This is a genomic window from Niallia sp. FSL W8-0177 (assembly GCF_038006285.1).
GTDB classification, from domain to species: Bacteria; Bacillota; Bacilli; order Bacillales; family Cytobacillaceae; genus Niallia; species Niallia circulans_A.
Genome location: NZ_JBBOUX010000001.1, coordinates 3920355 through 3943322 on the forward strand (window position 1 = coordinate 3920355; position 22968 = coordinate 3943322).

Sequence of the window (22968 nt, forward strand, 5' to 3'; positions counted from 1 at the left end):
TTATTGTCTCCTTCTATTATATAGGGAAATTTGTCGATTGTGGGGATATTTGTCTATGTAGTATTTCCCAAATCGCAGACTATGAAAAAATTACCAACGAAAAAATTGTTTCATTACCATTTTAAGAGGCTATATAAAAAACATAGATAAATTCCACTATTTTAGGAGGCTATCATTATGTATAAAGTAGAAGTAGTAGAAAACGGTGTACAAGCAACAAATATTATTAATGCATTAGAAAATCAAGGCTACAAAAAAGAGAATATTTACATTTTTGCTCACGATAAAGACCGTTCTGAGGATTTAACAAATGCAACGGAAACTGGAAATGTATCGATGAAGGAGCAAGGTTTACTTGATTCTATCAGCAACGTTTTCCGAAAAAGAGGAGATGAATTGCGTTCTAAATTACAATCAGTTGGCTTAACAGATGCAGAAGCGGCCAAATACGAGGAAGTATTAGATACAGGTAAATTAGTAATCGTTGGTTCACAAGAATAAAAAGAAATCCCGCTTTCTTCTAGCGGGATTTTTTTATCCTAATAATTGGTCATATAGCTTCTTTGCATAGACAACATCTTTTGTTTCATGAATTAACGCTCTCCCATCCTTAAAAAATACTACTCTGTTCCTTTCTAGCTGAACAGATAGGAGGAAAGGATTTTGTCGAACTTTGTAGCCTTTCTTTTGAAAGCTTTCAGTTAATCGTTGAAAAGGAATATTTTTTGGAATAGAGGGGCGAATTTGGACCGTTTCTCTTCCACATAATACAGCTACCCTTGTCTGATTCTCCTTTTCGAGAAAAGGATATGTCCGTTTTTCACCACATGTAGGACAATCACTTCTCTTCGCACGGCTTACTTTCACATTGTGATATTCATTATTCCATAAATCAAACGTTAAAAAAGTTCCGCGCAAAGCAGCTTTGTCTTCTATTAAAAGCTTCAACGCCTCTGTTACTTGATGAGAAACGACCATCTGTACAGCTGGCGCAATAATTCCAACCGTATCACAAGTTAAACCAGTCATAGGCATTGTTTTCAATAAGCAATGAAGACAAGGTGTCTCACCTGGTATTATTGTGTAGCTCATCCCCGAACTCCCGACACAGGCCCCATAAATCCAGGGAATTCTATGCTTAACAGCCATATCATTTACTATCATTCTTATTTCCATATTATCAGTAGCATCTATTATTAAGTCGATATTCTCAACTAACTGTTCTAATAGCGCAGCCGTTGCCTCACCAATTATTCCTTTCACTGTGCAGTCTCTATTAATTTCCTTTAGTCTATTTTCGGCGGCAAATGCTTTTGGTATTTTCTCATCAGCATCCTTTTCTGTATATAGCTGCTGCCGCTGCAGGTTGCTTTTTTCGACATAATCTCTATCTATAATGGTTAAGCTTCCGATACCGCTTCTGCATAACATCTCTGCAACGGAAGACCCTAATGCACCTGCACCAATAATTAATACATGCTTCCTGCCAATTATTCTCTGCCCTTCTTTTCCAATAGAGGAAAACAAAACTTGGCGTGAATATCTGCTTTGATCCATTTGTAACTACTCCTTCCTCATCCCCCGCTAACAGGTGGAATAAAGGCAATTGTATCGTTTTCTTCCACTGTATCTTCTTCCAATGCAAATTCCTCGTTTACCGCAACCATTACTCCTTGAAGAGACAGCGAAGGAAATGCATTTAATAAATATTCCTTAAGCTGTGCAATCGTCTGCCCTTGCCATTCCAATTCCATTGCCTCTTTTCCTATTATTTCTTTCACTCCAGCAAAGAAAAGTAATTGGATCAATTTAATTCCTCCTCACTTGGTGTGCCATCTTCATACCTTTTCGTTCCTTTCTGGTTCCCAATCCACTCTTCACCAGATTCCCAATGTTCCCTCTTCCAAATTGGCACGATTTCTTTTATTCTTTCTATCGCATATTGATTGGCCTCATAAGCATCCTTTCGATGAGGAGTCGAAACTGCTATCACTACCGCTACATCACTGATTTCCAGCTTGCCGATTCGATGAGTAATTGCAATATCAATGTCTCCCCACTTCTCCTTTACCTCTTCCCCTATTTGCGCAAGTTTTTTCGCAGCCATCGGCACATATGCCTCATATGTTAAAAATAATGTTTTTTTTCCAGCAGTCATTTCCCTTACCGTACCAATAAAAGTAGTAATCGCACCTGCATTTCTTCTTACAACCTTATCAATAACCTCTTGCAAATTAATTGGACGGTCCGTTATTTCAAATCTCATATGAATTCCTCTCTCGATCTACTCTTACCTTTTTTTCTTATCGATTTTTCTATTTTTCTTTCAAACGGAAAGATTATATTTAAAGGTTACCATAAACAAAGACAGAATTCTCTTACTACTCTTTGCTCTTTTCCATATTTTTTATCATTGGTATGCAAAATCATCTTGTAAAGCAGACTAAGCAAAGGGTGCTGAAAAGTTGTATGATTAATTAAAATGGTCTACAATTATTCAATCAAACAAAATTACTTTTCGCTGAAATAATAGCCATTACATAGGAGGCGTAACAAATGAAGAAAGTACTAACTTTAGCAGGTTCTGACACAAGCGGTGGTGCAGGTATTCAAGCAGACTTAAAGACATTCCAAGAACTAGGTGTTTATGGTATGACTGCTTTAACAACGATTGTAACAATGGACCCTAAAAATCATTGGCACCATAACGTATTTCCACAGGATATTAATACAGTTAACGCACAATTAGAAACCGTGTTATCTGTGGGAATTGATGCTATGAAAACAGGAATGCTTGGATCTGTTGAAATCATTGAAGCAGCGGCAAAGCTAATTGATGAAAATAATATCAAAAATGTTGTGATTGATCCTGTCATGATTTGTAAGGGCGAAGATGAAGTTCTTCATCCAGAAACAGCTGATGCCCTACGTGAATTGCTTGTTCCAAGAGCAACTGTAGTAACACCAAACCTTTTTGAAGCTTGGCAGCTTGCACAAACTGATAAACCAATTAAAACAGTAGAGGATCTAAAAGAAGCGGCAGTTAAAATTCACGAACTTGGACCTAAATATGTTCTCATCAAAGGCGGCAGTAAGTTAGGACATGAAAAAGCAATTGATCTTCTGTACGATGGAAAAGAATTTACTCTCTTTGAGAGCGAACTAATAGATACAACGTATACTCATGGGGCAGGCTGCACAAACTCGGCTGCTATTACAGCTGAACTAGCTAAAGGTGCTACCGTAGAGGAAGCTGTTCAAACAGCAAAAGATTTTATTACAGCAGCTATCCGAAATGGTTTTAAATTAAACGAGTATGTAGGACCAACTATGCATGGAGCATATCGTAACGAAAAAGAAAAGCTCAGTGCAAAATAAAAACAGCAGTTCAATATATTCTCCTTTTGCCATGCTATTATAAAAGGAGAGTATGCCCTTACCATTTTTTATTATTTAAATAAACTATTAGCAAGGAGGGATATTCTGTGGAATTTGTACAACTGGAAAAAGTGCAAAACGAAATCGACCGTTTTAGTGGAAAGGAAATCTATATCCACTTAGAAACAACAAATGGCGCTTATGCCAACCATAATGATGAAACCTTCTTCAATTCAGGCGCCTATATCCGTAACGCCCAGCTAACTTATGAATATGGCAAAATTACAGGAAACGGCCCTTATCGAATTGGCTTAAAAACAGCAATAGGCTGGATTTATGCTGAAGGTATTACCCACTATGAAATTGACGATAAAAATAGATTATTATTGGCAGGCTTAGACTTTACTGGAAAATTAGCAGTAGCCTTAGAAATAAGCGAAACACCATTTGAATAAACAATTAATGGAACATACTTTTTTTCATTACATGAAAGGAGGAACTCAGATGGAAACAGAAAGACAAGTATTAGTTATTTTTCCTCACCCCGATGATGAAGCATTCGGCGTATCTGGAACCATTTCAAAATTTTTACACGAAGGAGTTCCAGTTACTTACGCTTGCTTAACCCTTGGACAAATGGGAAGAAACTTAGGAAACCCACCATTTGCAACAAGAGAATCCTTGCCAGAAATTCGCAGGAATGAATTAGAGGAAGCAGCAAGAGCAATGGGACTAGAAGATCTCCGTATGCTCGGCTATCGTGATAAAACAATCGAATTCCTAAAAGAGGAAATATTAGTCGATGAATTTACAGCATTACTAGATGAATTAAATCCTTCCTTAGTAATTACTTTTTATCCAGGTTATTCTGTGCATCCGGACCACGATGCTACAGGAGCAGCTGTTGTAAAAGCCATCGCAAAGAGAGAAGCTTCTAAACGACCAAAACTTTATTGTGTAGCGTTTTCCAAGAACACAGAGGAAGATCTTGGACAGCCAGATATTGAAATTGATGTGGAAAATTTTGCAGACCAGAAAATCAAAACGATTGCAGCCCATCTTTCTCAAACACAACAATATGTGGCAGTATTGCAAGAAGGAATAAAGAATCAGGATCCAGAAGTTTTAGCTCGACTATATACGGAAAAATATTGGACATATAAATTTTAATTTTAAAAAAAACAGGGAAAGTGATAGGGGCATACGTATTGCGAATATAAAAAGGTTTGTGGTAACATCTGCTTCTGCGAGAAAAGAGACGCCTTAGCCCCTTCTTTTTCCCTAGTACATTGTTTGTCTGTAGAGTAACAGAACGAATTGCTTTCGCCTCTTGGGTTTTTATTTACCTAAATACCCAAAGTTGTGAAAGCAATCGTTATTAAATCGCTATATTAGATATTGTTCATCTTTTCCCATTATCTATTTTGTTTTGTCCCTGTATGATTTTTATTAAAGAATAATCGCCTAAATTAAGCTTTCAGCCAAGCATTTGCAAGTAGAAGCGCTCCTTTTGCTGCCTCAGTGTGCGCCAATGCATTTAGCATAACAAAATCATGAATGATTCCACCAAAACGAACAGAGGTTACCTTTACTCCCGCTTCACGAAGTTTATTCGCATAAGCTTCTCCTTCATCTCTTAACACATCTGCCTCAGCTGTAATGATTAAAGCATCTGGTAGCCCAACTAATTGATCTTTTGTTGCTCTTAAAGGAGATGCTGTAATTTCTGCTCTTACTTTTGGATCAACAGTATATTGATCCCAGAACCATTGCATACCATCTCTTCTTAAAAAGTACCCTTCTGCAAATTGTTTATAAGAATCTGTTTCAAAGGATGCGTCTGTAACAGGGTAAAATAGTAGCTGTTTTTGAATAGCAGGACCTTTGCGTTCTTTTGCCATTAATGTGATAGCTGCGGACATATTTCCTCCCACACTGTCACCTGCTACAGAAATTTTATTAATATCAAAGGCATACTCTTCTCCTTTTGCTGCAATCCATTCTAACACCGTATATATTTCTTCAATCGCAACCGGATATCTTACTTCTGGAGAAAGGCTATAATTGGTGAATACCACGGCAGCGTTCGAACCTACTGCTAATTCACGAATTAGGCGATCATGTGTATGTGCATTACCGAATACCCATCCTGCACCATGTGTATATAAAATCACTGGCAATTTAGTTGTAGAGCTGTTCTCTGGACGAACAATTTTAATTGATACTTGATTGGTCGGTCCACCTTTAATAAAAAATTCGTTTTCTATCACTGGTAATTTATCTATTTCACTAGATTGCACTTCATCTACTGCTACTCTTCCTTCTGCTGGCTCCAACTCAAATAAATATGGGGGATCAGCTGTGTCTTCTGTAAATTTTTTAGCCGCTTCTTCTAATACAATTTCATTTTTGTTATTCATAGCAAATTACTCCTTTTTTAATTTTCCAAAATTTAATTGTGCACAACTTATTAGATTAAAATTTTTTACTCCTATGTTTTCTGTTCCTTTACATAAAGAGTATAAGTAGTTAGTTTAATCTGCTGCCCGCAAATTAGATTGTGTACAATTTAATTTTATAATAACCATTTCCTCATTCAAAGTCAATTTATTTTTTATTAAAAATGCTGAGGAAAAGTCTTTTTCCTCAGCATTTCATCAAAAAGATATATTTTATAAATTTTCTACTCTTTCTTCTAATACTTCTTTCGCATTCTGCACATGATCATTATCTTCAGATTTCACCATTTTGACAAGAAACTTTCGCATAAGCAGCATTTTTAGTCCCTTAACATGTACAGTGCCTTCAAACTCTACTTGTGTGCCTTCAGGAATTTCCGAAAAGCGATAAGCATAGTCAACCATCAGTCCATTGGAGCTACTTCTTCTAGTAAATGCCTTATTTTTATCAAATGTAAGATATTCTATTTCTGCATACACTCTATTTCCACGAACATTTCTTATTTCTTTATATTTTGTGCCAACGCCAATTGGCTCTTCTGTCAACTTCTCTGCCGATATTACTTTATTCATATACGCGGAAGCATTTGCCATGTCAGCAAAATACGCAAAAACCTCTTCAATGGGCTCACAAATAATAACACTTGCATGAAAATCAGCCATTTTCCACCTCAATAGGATCTATCTTTTTAGGTTTATCATTACTATTATAACGGATAAATGACTAATTGAATAATTGATTTCTAGTGGAAGAAATGGAATTTTTCTTTGCGGATTAAAACCTATAGAAGTTTACAAAGAAAGGTAGATGAACTTATCCATGTTCATCTACCTTTTTTGACTATATTATTCTTCTAATGCTTTTCTAATTGCTTGAGCAACTCCACTTTCTTCATTTGTTCCTGTCACAAAGTGGCATTGGCGTTGAATATCTTCCACCGCATTTCCCATTGCTACTGCTCTGCCGGCCATTTGAAACATGGAAACATCATTATAATTATCCCCAATTGCCATCGTGTCAGAAAGAGAAATGTCACGAGCTTTCACAAATTTCTCAAGCGCAATCCCTTTTTGGGCATCAACAGAAGTAATTTCTAAGTTCTCCTTACCGGAAGCACTGATTGCTGCTCCTTCAAGCTTAGTCAACTCTTCTCTAACATTACCTAAAACAATGGGATCAAAATGGAATGCTAATAATTTATAAATAACCTGGTCATCATCCTCAAATAATTCTTCATAACTATCTAATTGATGAATTTCCTTAAGTCGTTCCTCAGCCGCTTTTTTAATCTCTTCCATATCTTTCACATGGCCACTTACTGTAAAAATATCCATAATCAGTGATCTTGCTACTGTTTTATCAAGCGTATACGTCCCTCTATTAGTATAAACTTCATAATACACTTGATATTTATGTAAAATTTCAGCCATTTGTCTGGCTAGATCTTTACTTAATGGATTTGTATCGACGATAATATGCTCATTCGTTCTAATTTCTGCTCCATTTGCACAAATCATCGGTGTAATAATACCTGCCTCTTTTAAAAGGTCTCCTGCTTCTTCATAAGCACGACCAGTAGCAATTACTACCTCTACTCCTTTATCTTGTGCTTCTTTAATTGCTTCTCGATTTTCTTTCGTAATTTCTTGTGTGGATGTTAACAACGTCCCATCCATATCAATTGCTATGCATTTAATCATCTAAACACCCTCAATAATTTATTCAGCTTCATCAAAATTTTCTAATTCCTTTATCATCATAACATGAAAGAACAAGCAGCAAAAGGAAGAGAACTTTAAGAGATGCTTGTCTTTTTGTAAATTATTTATCTGCTTGCTTTATATGCAGGAGCACAGGTTAGGAATAGGAATGCCTTTACTTGCGGCTTTCCACTCTTTTCTTGCAGCTCTCCACTCTTTTCTTGCGGCTCCCCGCTCTTTTCTTGCGGCTCCCCGCTCTTTACTTGCGGCTCTCCACTCTTTTCTTGCGGCTCTCCACTCTTTTCTTGCGGCTCTCCACTCTTTTCTTGCGGCGCTTCTTATCTAATACCCTCACCAACCCAACTAATGAAATATCCCTGCTGTCCTCTTTCCCTTCTCAGCTTTCTTCCTAAACCATCTTCTATTTTGTCTTTTCTGTGAACGGATATGTGAACATTTTTCAAACAATGAGTGAACTTTACCGCAAACAGACGAAATTTCATTATGATATACCTATCATTTACCAAAAGGAGACGATCGGAAAAATCAACTTTGTTAAAAACCTTTTATATCAATGTTTATCGACTTTTTCCATCATTAAATTACATAGGATGAACATCAAGGAATAGCACTTTTAACAAGTTTTTTTATCCTACTACCTCAATTAAATCTAATTGAATTTCATCTTATGCAATGATTTTTATCGCTTTAGCGAACTGGAAGATTCACAAATCTGTTCAAAATACAAAAAAGGAGGAGAAATTCATGGATATGATTTTTCTATCGCGTTTACAATTTGCTTCAACGACCATATTCCACTTTTTATTCGTTCCCATTTCTATTGGTTTAGTATTTATTATCGCAATCATGGAATCTTTTTATGTGAAAACTGGGAATGAAGAATATAAAAAAATGGCAAAGTTTTGGGGCAAATTATTTTTAATCAATTTTGTTATTGGTATTGTTACAGGGATTCTTCAAGAATTCCAGTTTGGTATGAACTGGTCTAACTATTCTCGCTTTGTTGGTGATGTATTTGGGGCACCACTTGCGATTGAGGCATTGCTCGCTTTCTTTATGGAAAGCACCTTTATCGGACTTTGGATATTCGGCTGGGATCGTTTATCAAAAAAAGTACATTTAGCATGTATTTGGCTTACCGCATTTGGAACAACCATTTCCGCTTTCTGGATTTTAGCAGCAAACAGCTTTATGCAGCGCCCAGTTGGATTTGAGATTAATAATGGCCGCGCTGAAATGAATGATTTTTTTGCACTTATTACAAACGGCCAAGTTCTTGTTGAGTTCCCTCATACTGTATTTGGAGCACTAGCTACTGGCGCATTTTTAGTATGTGGAATTAGTGCTGTTAAATTGCTAGGCAAAAAAGATGTGGATTTCTTTAAAAAATCTTTTCAAATCGGTATTACCGTTGCATTAAGTGCTACTTTTCTAACACTTGTTGCTGGTCATGCCCAAGCGCAATTTTTAGTAGAAACACAACCAATGAAAATGGCTGCTAGTGAAGGACTATGGGATGAAAGCGAAGATCCAGCACCATGGACCGTTTTTGCCAATATTGATGTAGAAAACAAACAAAATAGCGGAGAAGTAAAAATCCCTTATCTACTAAGCATCCTCTCTTACAACACATTAGATGGCAGCGTAAAAGGGATGAATGACCTGCAAGCAGAGTATGTGCAGAAATATGGGGATGGCAATTATATTCCTCCAGTTAAAACAACATTCTGGAGTTTCCGCATTATGGTTGCAGCAGGAGTAGCAATGATTCTCCTTGGGATATATGGCGTATTTCTGGCTTGGAAAAAGAAATTAGTTACTAAACCTAATAAATGGTTCTACCGTTTCATGGTAGCAGGAATTTCCCTGCCATTTATCGCTAATACCTCTGGATGGATTATGACAGAAATTGGCAGACAGCCATGGACCGTTTTTGGATTAATGACAACAGCAGATAGTATTTCCCCAAGTGTTTCAGCCGGGCAAGTATTATTCTCTATCATTGCCTTTTGTACCATCTACGCGATTCTAGGTGCTATCATGGTTTACTTATATGTAAAAGTTATTAAAAAAGGGCCATATTTGATGGAAAAAGAAGATACAAAAGTAACGAATGACCCGTTTGCAAAGGAGGGTTTCCATGCTTGAGTTAAATGTTCTTTGGTTTATCTTAGTCGCTGTTTTATTTATTGGATTCTTCTTTTTAGAAGGTTTTGATTTTGGGGTTGGAATGTCAACAAAGCTTTTAGCAAGAAATGATATGGAAAAACGAATACTCATTAATTCTATTGGTCCTTACTGGGATGCAAATGAAGTGTGGTTAATTACTGCAGGGGGCGCCATGTTCGCCGCTTTCCCTCATTGGTATGCTACGATGTTCAGCGGATTTTATACACCGCTTGTAGTTGTTTTATTAGCATTAATCGTTCGGGCAACAGGATTTGAATTCCGTGCAAAAGATAGCCACCCTGCATGGAAAAAGGCATGGGATCTTTGTATTTTCTTAGGAAGCTTTCTTCCACCTTTATTATTTGGCGTTGTTTTTGCTTGCTTTATGCAAGGACTGCCAATCGATAAAAATATGGAATTAAAAGCTGGCTTCTTTGATGTTGTAAACTACTATACATTAACAGGAGGGCTTACAGTATTAGTCCTTTGCCTTGTACACGGACTAGTATTTACTACCTTACGTACCGTTGGGGACTTACGAGAAAGAGCAAGAAATTTAGCACAAAAGCTTTTGCCTTTACTAGGTATCTTATTAACGTTATTTTCTGCATTAACCTATATTAAAACAGATATTTTCCAAGAACGCGGCTTAATCCTTTCCTTTATCTTCTCATTAGGGGTTATTGCTTTTGTCGTTGGCGGATTCTTTATCTCTCGAAAAATGGATGGATGGGCTTTCGGGATGACTGGTGCCGTTATCACCTTATCCTTTGCTTCCATTTTCATCGGCTTATTCCCTAGAGTAATGGTTAGCTCAATAAGTGATGCATTTAGTTTAACCATTCACAACGCAGCTTCCGGTCACTATTCTTTAAAAGTGATGACAATTGTAGCCCTAACGCTTCTGCCATTTGTTCTTGGCTATCAGATATGGAGCTATATTGTGTTCCGGAAACGTATTACTGAGAAGTCCCATTTAGAATACTAATGGATAAAAATCTTTTAAAACTTACTGGGATCAAGCCGATTCTCGCAACTATAGGAATATTAACCATTGTGGAAGGAGCTGCTATTATTCTGCAGGCCAAATGGCTTGCAGAAATAATAGCCTCTTTATATAACGGAGAGGCCTATCAAGAACAATATGTAAAGATCATATTGTTCTTATTAGCTTTTTTAGGGCGGCATTTTTTACACACTATCCAACAAAATATCGCTACCGCATTTGCTGAAAAAACGAGTAAAGAGCTTCGTCTTCAGTTAATGCAAAAATTATTTGAAGTAGGTCCTAAGTTCACCAAGAAACAAGGAAGTGGAAACATTGCTACACTTGTCCTTGAAGGGATTAGCCAATATAAAACATATTTGGAGCTTTTTCTACCAAGAATGCTGGCTACCGGAATAGTTCCAGGCATGATTATTCTATATGTATATTGGAATGATTGGCTATCGGGTGTAATCTTAACAGTTACAACGCCGATTTTAATCGGATTTCTAATACTTGTGGGCATGGCAGCTAGCAGCCAAATGAATCGGCAGCTTGCCACCTACAAAATCTTATCTAATCACTTTTTGGATTCTTTAAGAGGACTAGAAACACTGAAGTTTCTAGGAAGAAGCAAACAGCATAGCGGAAATATCGAAAAAGTAAGTGAACAATATCGCGGGGCAACGATGAAAACATTACGATTAGCATTCTTATCCTCCTTTTCTTTAGACTTCTTTACCTCGCTTTCTGTTGCAGTGGTAGCAGTAAACTTAGGATTACGCTTAATAAACGGTGATTTAGTTTTATTACCTGCCTTAATGATTCTTATTTTAGCACCAGAATTTTTCCTGCCTGTTCGAATGGTCGGAGCTGATTATCACGCAACATTAGACGGAAAAGAAGCTGGGGATGCAATCCAAACGATTATCCAAACCCAAAAATCTACCAAAATGACAGGACAGTCTATTTCTTTAGGTAATAATCCTTTCTTAACGTTTGACCATGTTACCTTTCAGCATCATCCAAAGGAAAAGGCAACCTTAAAAAACCTTTCCTTTACGATTGATGGTTATAAAAAAATTGGTGTTGTCGGTGAAAGTGGCGCGGGGAAGTCTACGCTTATTGACCTCCTAAGCGGGTTTTCTCAGCATTGCGCGGGGAGTATTTCTGTAAATGGTGTTTCTTTACCTAGCCTTATGACAGAGGAATGGAGACAGCTGACTACGTATATCCCGCAAGCTCCTTATATATTTAGCATGACGTTACGAGAAAATATTGCCTTTTATCATCCAGATGCTACCGACGAGGAAATTATCCAAGCATTAAAAGCAACTGGGCTATACGACATTTACACCACTTTTCCTAATGGTCTAGATGAAATATTAGGAGATGGAGGAAGAAATTTAAGTGGCGGGCAGGAACAAAGAATTGCTTTGGCACGTGCATTCTTAACCAATCGAAAAATCATGCTGTTAGATGAGCCAACTTCCCATTTAGATATTGAAACGGAGTTTGAATTAAAAGAAATGATGCTTCCTTTATTTAATGAGAAATTAGTATTCCTGGCAACTCATCGTCTTCATTGGATGAAAGAGATGGATTCGATTATTGTCATGGATCAAGGCACCATCGTAGAAACAGGCACACATGAAGAGCTAGTCGCAGCAAAGGGCTTTTATTATAAGCTATTACAACAGTAAGGAGGATGACTCTAAAAATGAATGAAAACAAATGGATTTCTCCATTTCTGAAAGCAAATAGTGGCCGAATTGTCTTAATTCTTTTCTTGAGTGTCCTAGCTTTACTTACAGCTGCGATGCTTACCTTTACTTCTGGCTATCTTATTTCTAAATCAGCCATCCCAGTCGAAAATATATTAATGGTTTATGTACCAATTGTTGGCGTGAGAACCTTTGGTATTAGTCGGGCTGTTTTAAGCTATTTAGAAAAATTGGCTGGTCATCATACCGTTCTGCGCATTTTATCGAAAATGCGGATAAAGCTATATCAAATTTTAGAACCACAAGCTTTGTTTTTAAAAAGCAGATTTAAAGTTGGCGACATGCTCGGGATTCTTTCTGATGACATTGAGAAACTGCAAAATATATATTTACGGACCATTTTCCCTACCTTTGCAACCTCTGTTTTATATATTTTAGTGGTATGTGCTATTGGGATATTAGATATTCCTTTCGCCATTCTTATGGCCATTTATTTAGGCCTATTATTATTCGTCTTTCCTATTCTTTCTTTAGTGCTCATGCGCGAAAATCAAAGAGAATTTAAACAAAAAAGAAACGGGCTATATCAAAAATTAACGGATAGTATTTTAGGTATTAGCGACTGGGTTATCAGCGGTCGGTCGAAAAGCTTTATAGAGGAATATGAAAAAGAGGAAGCGATTGTTGCGCAAATCAATTATAAACTTGTTCAATTTACTCGGTGGCGCAACTTTGCTTCCCAAGCAGTTGCGGCATTGATTATCCTTTCTCTCGTTTTCTGGTCTAGTAAGCAATATATCGATGGAGCTATTCCTGTTACATTAATTGCTGCTATTATTCTAGTTGCCTTACCAATCTTGGACGCTTTTCTAGTCGTTTCTGATGCATTTGAAAAACTGCCAGCCTATCAAGACTCGCTAGCTAGACTTAACAAACTAAATGTTCCTGAACAAAAAAACGAAAGAGTTCGTCCGATCTTGGACACCGATATAGTCAATATTCAAGTTGATCAAATTTCTTATCAGTATGAGAAAGAACAAACTTTATCCCTATCTAATGTAAGTTTAGATATTCCACAGGGGAAAAAGATTGCCATTATCGGTAGAAGCGGTGCTGGTAAATCAACCTTACTGAAATTGATTCAAGGAGTAATCCAGCCAACAACAGGAAGAGTCACTTATAATGGAGAGACATCTGCTTCGTTTCATGCAGAGACTTCTTCGATTATATCTGTGCTCAATCAAACACCTCACCTCTTTGCAACAACCTTACGAAATAATATTTTACTAGGGGTAGAAGAAGCATCCGATGAAGAACTAATAAAAGCGATTAAAGCGGCTCAATTAGAGGAGTTAATTTCCTCCTTGCCAAATGGGTTGGCTACTTTTATGGAGGAAACTGGCCAACGTTTTTCTGGCGGAGAGAGACAAAGAGTAGCACTAGCCAGAATATTGCTCCAAAAGACTCCTATTGTTATTATGGATGAACCAAATGCCAGTCTTGACCCAAAAACAGAAAAAGCATTGCTTAAAACAATCTTTACAACATTGGAAGGAAAAACAATCATCTGGATTACCCATCATCTTGTAGGTGTAGAAGAGATGGATGAAATTATCTTTATGGATCAAGGAGAGATCGTTCTGAGAGGAAGCCATCAAGAACTGCTAGCTACAAGCAGCCGCTACCAGCAATTATATGCATTAGATCATCCAGAATGAATCCGATAATAGGCGAGTCTTCATTAAAGAAGGTCGCCTTAATGTTTTATTTGTTTCGGTTCTTCCTCTGTTACCTTTTCACTCTTCGGTTTTCGCAAAAGAGCCTTTGAGGATACCTCTTCACTAAGACATGTTGAACGGCCTGCCCTGCTCTTAAAAATTTAATGAATTACATCTTCTACTCTTGCTTCTGTTACTTGGATTAAATTGTTAACTTCCATTTCAATTTGAACACCAATCTTCCCTCCACTAACAATAATTGAGGATTGTTTGTTCACACTCTCATCCAGGATTGTCTCATATTTTTTTTTCATGCCGATTGGCGAACAGCCACCCCGAATATAACCAGTTGTTTTTTGAATATCCTTTACGGCAATCATTTCTAGCTTTTTTGCATTGACTACTTTTGCTGCTTTTTTTAAATCAAGCTCTGCTTCAACAGGGATAACAAATACATAAATTCCATTCCCCGTATCTTTCACCACAAGTGTTTTATACACCATTTCGATTTCTTTACCAATCTTACCCGCAACGGATATACCATCGATTTTTCCATCCTTATTTTCATAGGTATGTACACTGTAGGGAATCTTTTCGGCATCCAAAATTCGCATTGCATTTGTTTTGGTAATAGCCATAGCTATATACACTTCCTTTCCTAACGCTGGTAAATTTTCTCTAATTAAACCATATCATATCGCCACCCAAAATGAGTATTAATTATTGCAGAACCAAAGCATCATATTCTTCATATAGTATGGAAAGTAGAAATCGACTTGCTGGGAGGAATAAAATGAAACCGACCTATCAAGATGCCCTTGCCTATTTCGGGGTGAGCGGTGCACATCCAGGTGGATTAACATTAACAAAGTTCTTATTAGAACAAGAAAAAATTACGAGCCATACAACATTACTTGATGGCGGCTGCGGCACAGGCCAAACATCAGCTTATATAAAAAAGAACTATCCATGTGCTGTTACAAGTATTGATTATCATCCTACAATGGTGAAAAGAGCAAAAGAACGATTTAAAAAAGAAAAGCTGTCGATCCAATTAGTGCAAGGAAGCCTAGAGAAGATGCCCTTTCCTTCCAACAGCTTTGACATCATTTTAATAGAATCTGTACTAATTTTCACTAATTGCAAAAACTCCCTTGCCGAAATTAAAAGAGTGCTCAAACCAGGCGGCATCCTACTATTGTTAGAAATGACGGCAGAAAGAAGTCTCCATGCAATAGAACAACAGAATATGTGTGAAGTATATGGAATTGAAAAGGTTTATACAGAAAAAGAATGGATATATTTAATGACGGAAGCTGGTTTTCCCAAAGTAGAAATAAAACTTGGGCACTCTGTTTTTTCCCATATGATGACGGGAATGGAAAAAGAAGATGAAGCAATTGATAGAACCGTACCAACGAATGTCCAATTAGAAGGTAAATTGATGGACCATTCCTATATTCTTTATACCTATGGTGATATAATCGGTTATCGAGTCTATAGAGCTAGTTTGTAAAAAAAGGAGGTTACTCAAAAAGATTAGCATCCATTTGAGTAACCTCCTTTTTTATTTTCAGCTGTCCTTTAGTAAAGCTTTATGAATCCATATAGCTGCTTGCGATCCTTCTCCCATTGCGATTGTAACCTGCTCCGAATGAGCCACAACATCACCCGCTGCCCAAACCCCATCTATATTGGTCATTTTCGTACGCGCATTTACGATTATATGATTATTTTCCATTATCTCGACCCCTAAAGGCACTGCCAAATCTGACTTTACTTTATTCCCGCCAAATGCAATAAAACTATGACTCGTCTCGAGCATCTTCCCATTTCCCAATACATACCCTTTGATTTGGGAATCATCTGCTAATACACGATCTATTCTCTCTGTAAAAACGGAAATTCCACTATCACTTAATTGTCTTCCCAGCTTTTCGCAAATAGCCTCCCCACCATGATTAATATACGTAATATCACTTGTCCAATACAACAAAGTAAGGGCCATATTTGCCCCGACACTTCCATTTCCAATCACTATTGTTTTTTTATCCTTTACTTCATATCCATCACAATCCGGGCATAAATAAACACTGATTCCAAGACAAGGATACAATTCTGTAAATGGAGGAATATTATCCATGACACCTGTTGCAAGCAAAATTTTCCGAGATTGAAACAAGCCTTTTGCCGTTGCTGCCGTAAAATGCCCCTCTTCCTTCTTTAAAGAAGTAACAGTACTCTTCAGAAACTCTACCCCAAGGTTTTCTGCCTGCTTCCTTCCTAAGCTCCGCAATTCTGAGCCGCTGATTCCATCAGGATATCCTAAAATATTATGATAGCTTTTACATATCGTAGATCGACCATCCTCTGCATCAATAATAAGCACATCATGATTATATCTTCCTAATTGAATCGCTGCCTGCAATCCTGCTATGCCACCGCCTATAATAATGCAATCAAGAACTTCGGCCATCTTTTTCCCTTCTTTCTTTTAGTCAATCCTGTTTCTTTAGTTTTTACGTGGAAACTATTCTTATTCTTCCAAAATACTGTCCGAAATGGGCAAAATTAAAAAATGGCTATGTATTACGGGATTCCCGAATACATAGCCATTTAATCCTATCTTATGAAGATACTACTTCTTCTTTAAAGAATTGCGGTAAGTGTTCTTTATGTGCTTCTAGCATTTCATCCAAAATTTGTTTTGCCACTTTGTCTGACGGCAACAACGGATTAATCGTCATAGCTAATAATGCTGTATGATAATTCCCGGTAACTGCCGCTTCTGCTGCCACTCTTTCAAAGGACTTAATTTGTTGAACAAGTCCGCGAACTGCAACAGGTAAATCGCCGATTGCAATCGGTTTTGGACCATCCTTTGTGATAATACTGCTAATTTCTACCGCTGATTCATCTGGAATGCTTGCAATAGCTCCATTATTTATTGTATTGACAGGCTGAATATCTCTTCTGTCATTGTACATAGAATCAATTAAGCTGCAAGCTGCATCACTATAATAAGCGCCACCTCTTTTTTCTAGCTGCGGCGGTTTTATGTCTAAGTTTTCATCTTTATAAAGTTCAAACAGCTCTTTTTCTAATTGCTGAACGACTTCAGCACGTGTACCTTGTTCTGCTGCTTCTTCCAGCTCATTTTGCAGCATTTCTGATTGCTTATAATAATAACGGTGATACCCACATGGAATAACTCCTAATGCTTTTATAAAGTCTGGCTCCCAGTCAATAGCAGCAATATTCCTCATCGTATCACTTTTATGCTTCGACATTTTCTCTAAAAATTCTGGTGTAATGTTCTCCCCATCTAAGTATACATTTAACCCGAATACCATATGGTTCAAGCCAGCAAAATCAACGTGTACACGACTAGATTCTACTTCTAATAGCTTAGCGATACCCATTTGGATAGAAATCGGTACATTACATAACCCGACAATCTTTTTCCAATTACTATGACGAAGAACAGCTTCTGTCACCATTCCAGCTGGGTTTGTAAAGTTAATGAGCCAAGCGTTTGGACAAAGCTCTTCCATATCCTTTACAATATCTAAAATGATAGGAATGGTTCTTAATCCTTTAAACAGTCCTCCTGGACCATTCGTTTCTTGTCCAATCACATTATACTTTAGAGGAATTCTTTCATCTTTTGCACGTGCAGCTAGTAAACCAACTCGAAATTGAGTTGTAACAAAATCAGCATCCTTAAGCGCTTCTCTTCGATCTAGAGTTAAGTGAATTTCAATTGGTAAACCTGCTTTCTTCACCATTCTCTTCGCTAGATTTCCAACAATATTAAGCTTTTCTTGTCCTTCAGGAATATCTACTAACCAAAGTTCCCGCACAGGTAATGAATCATATCGCTTAATAAATCCTTCCACTAATTCAGGTGTGTAGCTTGACCCACCGCCAATAGTAACAATTTTAATCCCTTTTCCCATAATAGATCGCCTTCCTTTTCCGTTTATTTCTGCAATCCCTTACAAAATTACCGATAAAAATCAAACGAATATCTCTTCACTTACAACCTTAACGTCTAACTAGTCCCGAGTAAATAGGATGCTGGGAAATAGGTTTTTTTCACACATATTGGAACGTGTTCCAAAAGAAAAACATGCTGTTCCACAAGGAATACTGCCCCCTCTAAAAAAACAATAGAATTCCTTTGCTCTATTTGCTTATAAAAAAACTTGATAAAGAGCTTTTACCCTTTATCAAGTGACTTTTTCCGAGTGCTTGCCCGGAATATTAATTGATTAATTACTTCCGATAACATTAGACCCATTGCAATAGATCCTGAAATTAAGCAGACCTTTGCTGCTAAGCTTACCGCTACATAATAATTATTCTCGACAAAATTACGCATCGCATTATAAGCAGCTCCCCCCGGAACTAAAGGAATGATCCCAGCGACACTAAATATAATAACTGGTGATTTATATATTCTGGCGAACACTTGACTTATGACGGCGACAAGAAAAGAGCCAGACAAGGCCGCAATTACTTCATTTTGATGAAAATGAACAATTGTCCAATATGCCATCCATCCAATTGTCCCTGCAAATCCACATTGGATTAATAATTTCCGAGGAATATGAAAAATAATTCCAAAGCCAAACGTTGCAACAAAGCTAGTTATTGCCTGTGCTAAAAATTCATTCATTACTTATTCCTCTCCTTAAAAAATAAAAAATGCAACGGCGATCCCTGAACCAATTGCTGTAGCTGTTAAAAAAGCCTCTGCTCCTTTTGAAATACCAGATACTAAATGACCTGCTATTAGATCCCGCACTGCATTTGTAATAAGCAAACCTGGTACAAGCGGCATTACAGAGCCGATAATAATCTTATCCACCTCTTGTCCAAAGCCAATGGAAACAGAGAAAAAAGCCACTAGCCCAATAACAAAGGCTGCCGATAACTCAGCAAAAAACTTTATTTGCAAAGCTTTGTGAAAATACAAGGAACACAAAAAGCCTAAACCACCAGCTAGCAAGGCAGGGATAAAATCTCCCCAAACTCCATTGAACATGATTAAAAAACAACCACTTGCAATGGCAGCTGCGATGACTTGAAAGGAATCCGAATACGTACATTTTTCATCTTCCACATCTTTCAATAAATGGTACGCTTCCTTCATACTTACTGTTCCTGTACTTATTTTACGAGAAATATCATTTACACGAGCTACCTTTTCTAAATTAGTTGTCCGCTCAATAATCCGATTTAATTTCGTCTTTGTCGGTTCTTCCCCTTCTAATGATAAAATAATGCCTGTTGGGGTAACAAAGCAGTCAGAATCGGTCACACCATAAGCAGTTGCAATTCTTGTCATCGTATCTTCTACTCGATGGGTCTCCGCTCCATTTTGCAGCATAATACTTCCTGCTAATATGCAGATCTCCATAATGTCATATGTTTTTTCCACTGATATATATGTCATACTATCTCTCCAACTAGAACAGTATAGGTACTCTCAAAATCATCCACAAGAAGTTTCATCTCATTAGTACTTTTAGCATTCTTTATTAGTCATTTAAAAAAGCTATTTTTATCATAAGCAACAAATTACAGTTTATATGAAATATGGCTATTTTATCAATAATTGAAGGGAAAATAAAATAGAGGAATTTTTATTAACAAAACAGAAGAGTGAAAAAAATTTTTTCCAAAATAAAAAGTCCATTATGACATCAAATGGACTAAAAAAATAACATATAGTGTTTTTTATTAATCGTTCTGAATGCCAAATCTCGCATTGATTTGACCACGGAGCATTTGCTTTTTGACTTTCCGCTCTTCTTCTTCCTTGTTTTTTTTCATAATCTCTTGTCTAATTTCATGTGTCCGAACTCCTTCTTCTCGTTTATTAGCAATCTCAATCAGTCTTTCTACATCAGAGAATGAATATTTTCTATTTCCTCTTTCTGGTCTCTCCGGAAAAATTAATTTTCGCTGTTCATAATATCGAATTTGTCTTTCCGTTAATCCAGTTAGTTCACTTACAACACCAATAGTAATGACCTTTCTTTTCTTATAGGACGGTTCATGATCCATTACATCTCACCTCATGAAGTAAAGTAGTATTCTCATTTATCCTAATTATAATACTTTTCAGATAAAACAGAACACCTTTTGTTATATTTCCTAACATAAAATTAAAAAATAGGTAAGATTTCCTTACATTTTTAATGATTTTTTCTTTACTTTTCGTTAAAATGCTAAATGTATAAACTATTTCTTATTTTCCAGCCAAGGAATAGGTAATAGGTATTATTTTTTGTAAATGGAGAGGAGCCTTCTTAGATGATAACCAAAGAAGCAGTCGATTTAGCTAAAAAGATTGTGGAACTTGATCTTTTGAGAGACGAAATTTGGGAACACTTAGCAGAAGTTGCGGGTGAACACGCCCATGAACTTCTTCGAATTGTTCAGAATAGCTAAACAAACTGTATAACCTTTACAATTCATGTTGTTATATAGAGGAATTCCCAATCAAAAACGATTGATGGATTCCTTTTTTGTTTATAAACAGTGACTCTATCATTCATTAACTTTCAAAGAAACAAATCATGTTACTTTATTGTTAATAAACTTAACATCATTTTATAAGAATTTACCTACAATCGCAAGTGATTGTCTATTTCTTTTAATAATCTAACAAAAAAACCATCCGTTAAGTCCCCAATAAAATGGGGAACTAACAGATGGTTGTGATCATTAAATACTAACATCTTTCTTTTTGAAAAACCAAAAAGTGATGATCATGATTATCGCATAGTAGATAAATAAGATACCTAGAGACATCGGCATGGTTATTGTTTCGATTATTTTATCTTTAAACAAGAAAACCGTTTGGTCTAAGTGTGGGAACACTAACAGTTTTAGCCAGGCATACTTTTCAGCTAACGATTGAATAAGTTGACCAATTGTTGAGGAAACAAACAATATAAATACCCCAACTCCCACTGCGATTGCTTGATTTTTGAATAATGTCGATAGCATAAAGGATAAAGTTAATACAAACAATAATCCCGGTAAATAATATAGGATGCTTTTCAAAAAGAACGGTCCACCACTTGCTACAATTTGGTCAACTGTCCCAAAAACAAGCACTTTATCTTCAAAATTTCCAACTCCGAAAAATACAATACTTACTAAATAGCCAACACCCATTAAGAACGCAATTAATATGGCAGTATATATCAATAAAGCAATATATTTAGATAGTAGGATTGCCCAACGCTTATATGGTCGAATCAACAATTGCTTAATGGTTCCATCTGAGAATTCCGAGGAAACGCTACCCGCACATATAATTACCACAAATAAAGTTACTAGAGATTTCATTCCAATAACTATTCCATTCATATTGGACCAAGTATTTGAATACGGACTGACGTCCTGCTTTAAATTATTTTGATAATCTTGGATTTTCGTTTCAATCGATTCTTTCGTATCATCCCAATCAAAATCTTTTCCACTTTTCATTAAAGTATCTTCTGTTTCAGCTGTAGGCAGTTTCTGTTCCAGTTCATTTATTTCTGCTTGTACTTTTGCACGCCAGTCATCTCCTTTATATTGGGGAGTTATCTTCGTTTCCAAGAAACTTCCGCCAATAAGGGCAAATAAGAGAATGATGGGAAATATCCAGCTGTTTTTCTTTTCCCAAATCTTTATAAGTTCATTTTGTACTAATCCAATCATTTTGTTTCCTCCTCTCTCTTCTGATTGGTTATTTCTAAGAAGCGATCCTCTAATGTAGCTTTTACAACATAAATGCCGTATACAGCAACATTGTTCTCGACAAACAATTTATTAACAAGAGGAATCGTTTCTTTAGGCAGCTTCGCCATCAACTCTCTGCCTTTCACGGAACTTTCCGCGACTTCATATTCACTATTACGAAGGAGTTCAACTGCTTTTTCGGGCGAGTCTAATTCAAACGTTACTTCCCTTACACTTACTTCTTCATCCGAAACTGTTTCGTCCATATTAGAAATATGAATTAATTTTCCCTTTTCAATAATCGCAAATCGATGACACATTAATTGCATTTCCGATAAAAGGTGAGAGGATACTAAAACAGAAATCCCTTCACTCGCTAATAAATGCAAATAATCACGAAATTCGCGAATCCCTTGGGGGTCTAAACCATTTGTAGGTTCATCTAGAATAAGAAGTGCTGGTTTATGTAATAACGCCTGAGCAACTCCAAGACGCTGCCTCATACCAAGCGAATAGGTCTTCACTTTTTGATGAATGGCATTTTCTAATCCTACTAGTTTAATAACTTCATTAAAGCGTTCTTCTGAAATTGGCTCCTTAGCCATTCTTGCATAATGCTTTAAATTCTTATATCCACTCATATATTTATAGAACTCAGGATTTTCTACAATCGCACCTAAGCTGCTCATCGCTTCTGAAAAATTATCATCCACATTATAGCTATCGATGATTACTTTTCCATTCGTTCTATTTATTAGGTTAACAATCATGCGGATAATCGTTGTTTTCCCCGCTCCGTTAGGACCTAATAATCCGAATATCTCCCCTTTTTCCACAGAAAAACTAACATTATCAACAATGTTTCTGCCTTTAATTCTCTTAGTGAGATTTGTGACCTCTAATGCATTTAAGCTCATTTTTTTCTCCCTTCTATATAATTGCTCTTAAGTAGTTCCGTCTACCCACAAGATGTATTCCTTCACTTTCCGTATACTAATACGGTTTTTTTTAGGAAAAGTTTCAATTAAATAAACTTTTTTGGAAATTTTTTTCTCCATACTGACAAC

General features: G+C 36.6%; 24 protein-coding genes. 10 read left to right on the forward strand and 14 right to left on the reverse strand.

Going from position 1 to position 22968, the window contains the following annotated elements:
- Positions 1-177: 177 nt before the first annotated feature.
- Positions 178-501, forward strand: coding sequence for a general stress protein (locus NST77_RS19075; protein WP_047940799.1), 324 nt, complete (start codon positions 178-180; stop codon positions 499-501).
- A 33-nt stretch (positions 502-534) separates the two neighbouring features.
- Here NST77_RS19075 and NST77_RS19080 read toward each other — a convergent pair whose 3' ends face one another.
- From NST77_RS19080 to NST77_RS19090, 3 genes are read right to left on the reverse strand one after another with little or no spacing between them, the layout of a single operon-like run.
- The gene (locus NST77_RS19080) at positions 535-1557 is read right to left on the reverse strand and encodes a MoeB/ThiF family adenylyltransferase (RefSeq protein ID WP_341123417.1); all 1023 of its coding nucleotides are present in this window, start codon (positions 1555-1557) and stop codon (positions 535-537) included.
- 17 nt (positions 1558-1574) lie between these two features.
- Complete coding sequence (gene moaD / locus NST77_RS19085) at positions 1575-1808, reverse strand: molybdopterin converting factor subunit 1 (RefSeq protein WP_123258507.1); 234 nt, start codon at positions 1806-1808, stop codon at positions 1575-1577.
- Positions 1805-2266, reverse strand: coding sequence for a molybdenum cofactor biosynthesis protein MoaE (locus NST77_RS19090; RefSeq protein WP_095329511.1), 462 nt, complete (start codon positions 2264-2266; stop codon positions 1805-1807). Before NST77_RS19090 ends, moaD begins: the two co-directional genes overlap by 4 nt.
- 290 nt (positions 2267-2556) lie before the next feature.
- Between NST77_RS19090 and pdxK the strand changes: the two genes are divergently transcribed.
- From pdxK to bshB2, 3 genes are all read left to right on the forward strand, one after another.
- Entirely contained in the window at positions 2557-3378 is an 822-nt protein-coding gene (pdxK, locus tag NST77_RS19095; protein WP_095329510.1) for a pyridoxine/pyridoxal/pyridoxamine kinase, read from the forward strand.
- 107 nt (positions 3379-3485) lie between these two features.
- A complete protein-coding gene (locus NST77_RS19100) occupies positions 3486-3833 on the forward strand; it encodes a YojF family protein (RefSeq protein WP_095329509.1) in 348 nt (115 codons plus the stop codon).
- 49 nt (positions 3834-3882) lie between these two features.
- Positions 3883-4548, forward strand: coding sequence for a bacillithiol biosynthesis deacetylase BshB2 (gene bshB2 / locus NST77_RS19105; protein ID WP_095329508.1), 666 nt, complete (start codon positions 3883-3885; stop codon positions 4546-4548).
- 299 nt (positions 4549-4847) lie between these two features.
- Here bshB2 and NST77_RS19110 read toward each other — a convergent pair whose 3' ends face one another.
- The 3 genes from NST77_RS19110 to NST77_RS19120 all read right to left on the reverse strand — a co-directional run bounded on the left by NST77_RS19110 (position 4848) and on the right by NST77_RS19120 (position 7538).
- Positions 4848-5798 (reverse strand): alpha/beta hydrolase, encoded by a 951-nt coding sequence (locus NST77_RS19110; RefSeq protein ID WP_123258509.1) that lies wholly within the window; start codon positions 5796-5798, stop codon positions 4848-4850.
- 252 nt (positions 5799-6050) lie between these two features.
- Positions 6051-6500 (reverse strand): SRPBCC family protein, encoded by a 450-nt coding sequence (locus tag NST77_RS19115; RefSeq protein WP_095329506.1) that lies wholly within the window; start codon positions 6498-6500, stop codon positions 6051-6053.
- A gap of 183 nt (positions 6501-6683) precedes the next feature.
- Positions 6684-7538, reverse strand: a complete 855-nt coding sequence (locus NST77_RS19120; RefSeq protein WP_095329505.1) for a Cof-type HAD-IIB family hydrolase — start codon at positions 7536-7538, stop codon at positions 6684-6686.
- A gap of 765 nt (positions 7539-8303) precedes the next feature.
- Here NST77_RS19120 and NST77_RS19125 point away from each other — a divergent pair.
- From NST77_RS19125 to cydC, 4 genes are read left to right on the forward strand one after another with little or no spacing between them, the layout of a single operon-like run.
- Positions 8304-9707 (forward strand): cytochrome ubiquinol oxidase subunit I, encoded by a 1404-nt coding sequence (locus tag NST77_RS19125; RefSeq protein WP_123258510.1) that lies wholly within the window; start codon positions 8304-8306, stop codon positions 9705-9707.
- Positions 9700-10716 carry a cytochrome d ubiquinol oxidase subunit II gene (gene cydB, locus NST77_RS19130; protein ID WP_123258511.1) on the forward strand — a complete coding sequence of 339 codons (1017 nt, stop codon included), beginning with the start codon at positions 9700-9702 and terminating at the stop codon, positions 10714-10716. Before NST77_RS19125 ends, cydB begins: the two co-directional genes overlap by 8 nt.
- On the forward strand, positions 10716-12416 hold the full coding sequence (gene cydD / locus NST77_RS19135; protein ID WP_163185143.1) for a thiol reductant ABC exporter subunit CydD: 1701 nt from the start codon (positions 10716-10718) through the stop codon (positions 12414-12416). The genes cydB and cydD overlap by 1 nt, the downstream gene beginning before the upstream one ends.
- A gap of 17 nt (positions 12417-12433) precedes the next feature.
- Positions 12434-14155, forward strand: a complete 1722-nt coding sequence (gene cydC / locus NST77_RS19140; RefSeq protein WP_163185140.1) for a thiol reductant ABC exporter subunit CydC — start codon at positions 12434-12436, stop codon at positions 14153-14155.
- 161 nt (positions 14156-14316) lie between these two features.
- Here cydC and ybaK read toward each other — a convergent pair whose 3' ends face one another.
- Entirely contained in the window at positions 14317-14793 is a 477-nt protein-coding gene (ybaK, locus tag NST77_RS19145) for a Cys-tRNA(Pro) deacylase (protein WP_163185137.1), read from the reverse strand.
- A 155-nt stretch (positions 14794-14948) separates the two neighbouring features.
- On the opposite strand from ybaK, the gene NST77_RS19150 reads away from it, so the two are divergent.
- Positions 14949-15671, forward strand: a complete 723-nt coding sequence (locus tag NST77_RS19150; RefSeq protein ID WP_163185134.1) for a class I SAM-dependent methyltransferase — start codon at positions 14949-14951, stop codon at positions 15669-15671.
- Between the two features lie 57 nt (positions 15672-15728).
- Here the strand turns inward: NST77_RS19150 and NST77_RS19155 are convergent, their stop codons facing one another.
- The 5 genes from NST77_RS19155 to NST77_RS19175 form a co-directional block, all read right to left on the reverse strand.
- Complete coding sequence (locus NST77_RS19155; protein WP_095329498.1) at positions 15729-16631, reverse strand: NAD(P)/FAD-dependent oxidoreductase; 903 nt, start codon at positions 16629-16631, stop codon at positions 15729-15731.
- A gap of 151 nt (positions 16632-16782) precedes the next feature.
- Complete coding sequence (locus tag NST77_RS19160) at positions 16783-18114, reverse strand: 6-phospho-beta-glucosidase (protein ID WP_095329497.1); 1332 nt, start codon at positions 18112-18114, stop codon at positions 16783-16785.
- A 263-nt stretch (positions 18115-18377) separates the two neighbouring features.
- Positions 18378-18836, reverse strand: coding sequence for a threonine/serine exporter family protein (locus NST77_RS19165; RefSeq protein WP_095329496.1), 459 nt, complete (start codon positions 18834-18836; stop codon positions 18378-18380).
- A gap of 15 nt (positions 18837-18851) precedes the next feature.
- The gene (locus NST77_RS19170; protein ID WP_095329495.1) at positions 18852-19616 is read right to left on the reverse strand and encodes a threonine/serine exporter family protein; all 765 of its coding nucleotides are present in this window, start codon (positions 19614-19616) and stop codon (positions 18852-18854) included.
- A gap of 287 nt (positions 19617-19903) precedes the next feature.
- Positions 19904-20230: a MerR family transcriptional regulator gene (locus tag NST77_RS19175; RefSeq protein ID WP_047940823.1), complete on the reverse strand. Its 327-nt coding sequence runs from the start codon at positions 20228-20230 to the stop codon at positions 19904-19906.
- A 249-nt stretch (positions 20231-20479) separates the two neighbouring features.
- Between NST77_RS19175 and NST77_RS19180 the strand changes: the two genes are divergently transcribed.
- Positions 20480-20617 (forward strand): hypothetical protein, encoded by a 138-nt coding sequence (locus NST77_RS19180; RefSeq protein ID WP_162837571.1) that lies wholly within the window; start codon positions 20480-20482, stop codon positions 20615-20617.
- Between the two features lie 276 nt (positions 20618-20893).
- Here NST77_RS19180 and NST77_RS19185 read toward each other — a convergent pair whose 3' ends face one another.
- Positions 20894-21880 carry an ABC transporter permease gene (locus NST77_RS19185; RefSeq protein ID WP_095329494.1) on the reverse strand — a complete coding sequence of 329 codons (987 nt, stop codon included), beginning with the start codon at positions 21878-21880 and terminating at the stop codon, positions 20894-20896.
- Positions 21877-22818, reverse strand: a complete 942-nt coding sequence (locus NST77_RS19190) for an ABC transporter ATP-binding protein (protein WP_095329493.1) — start codon at positions 22816-22818, stop codon at positions 21877-21879. The genes NST77_RS19185 and NST77_RS19190 overlap by 4 nt, the downstream gene beginning before the upstream one ends.
- Between the last annotated feature and the right edge of the window lie 150 nt (positions 22819-22968).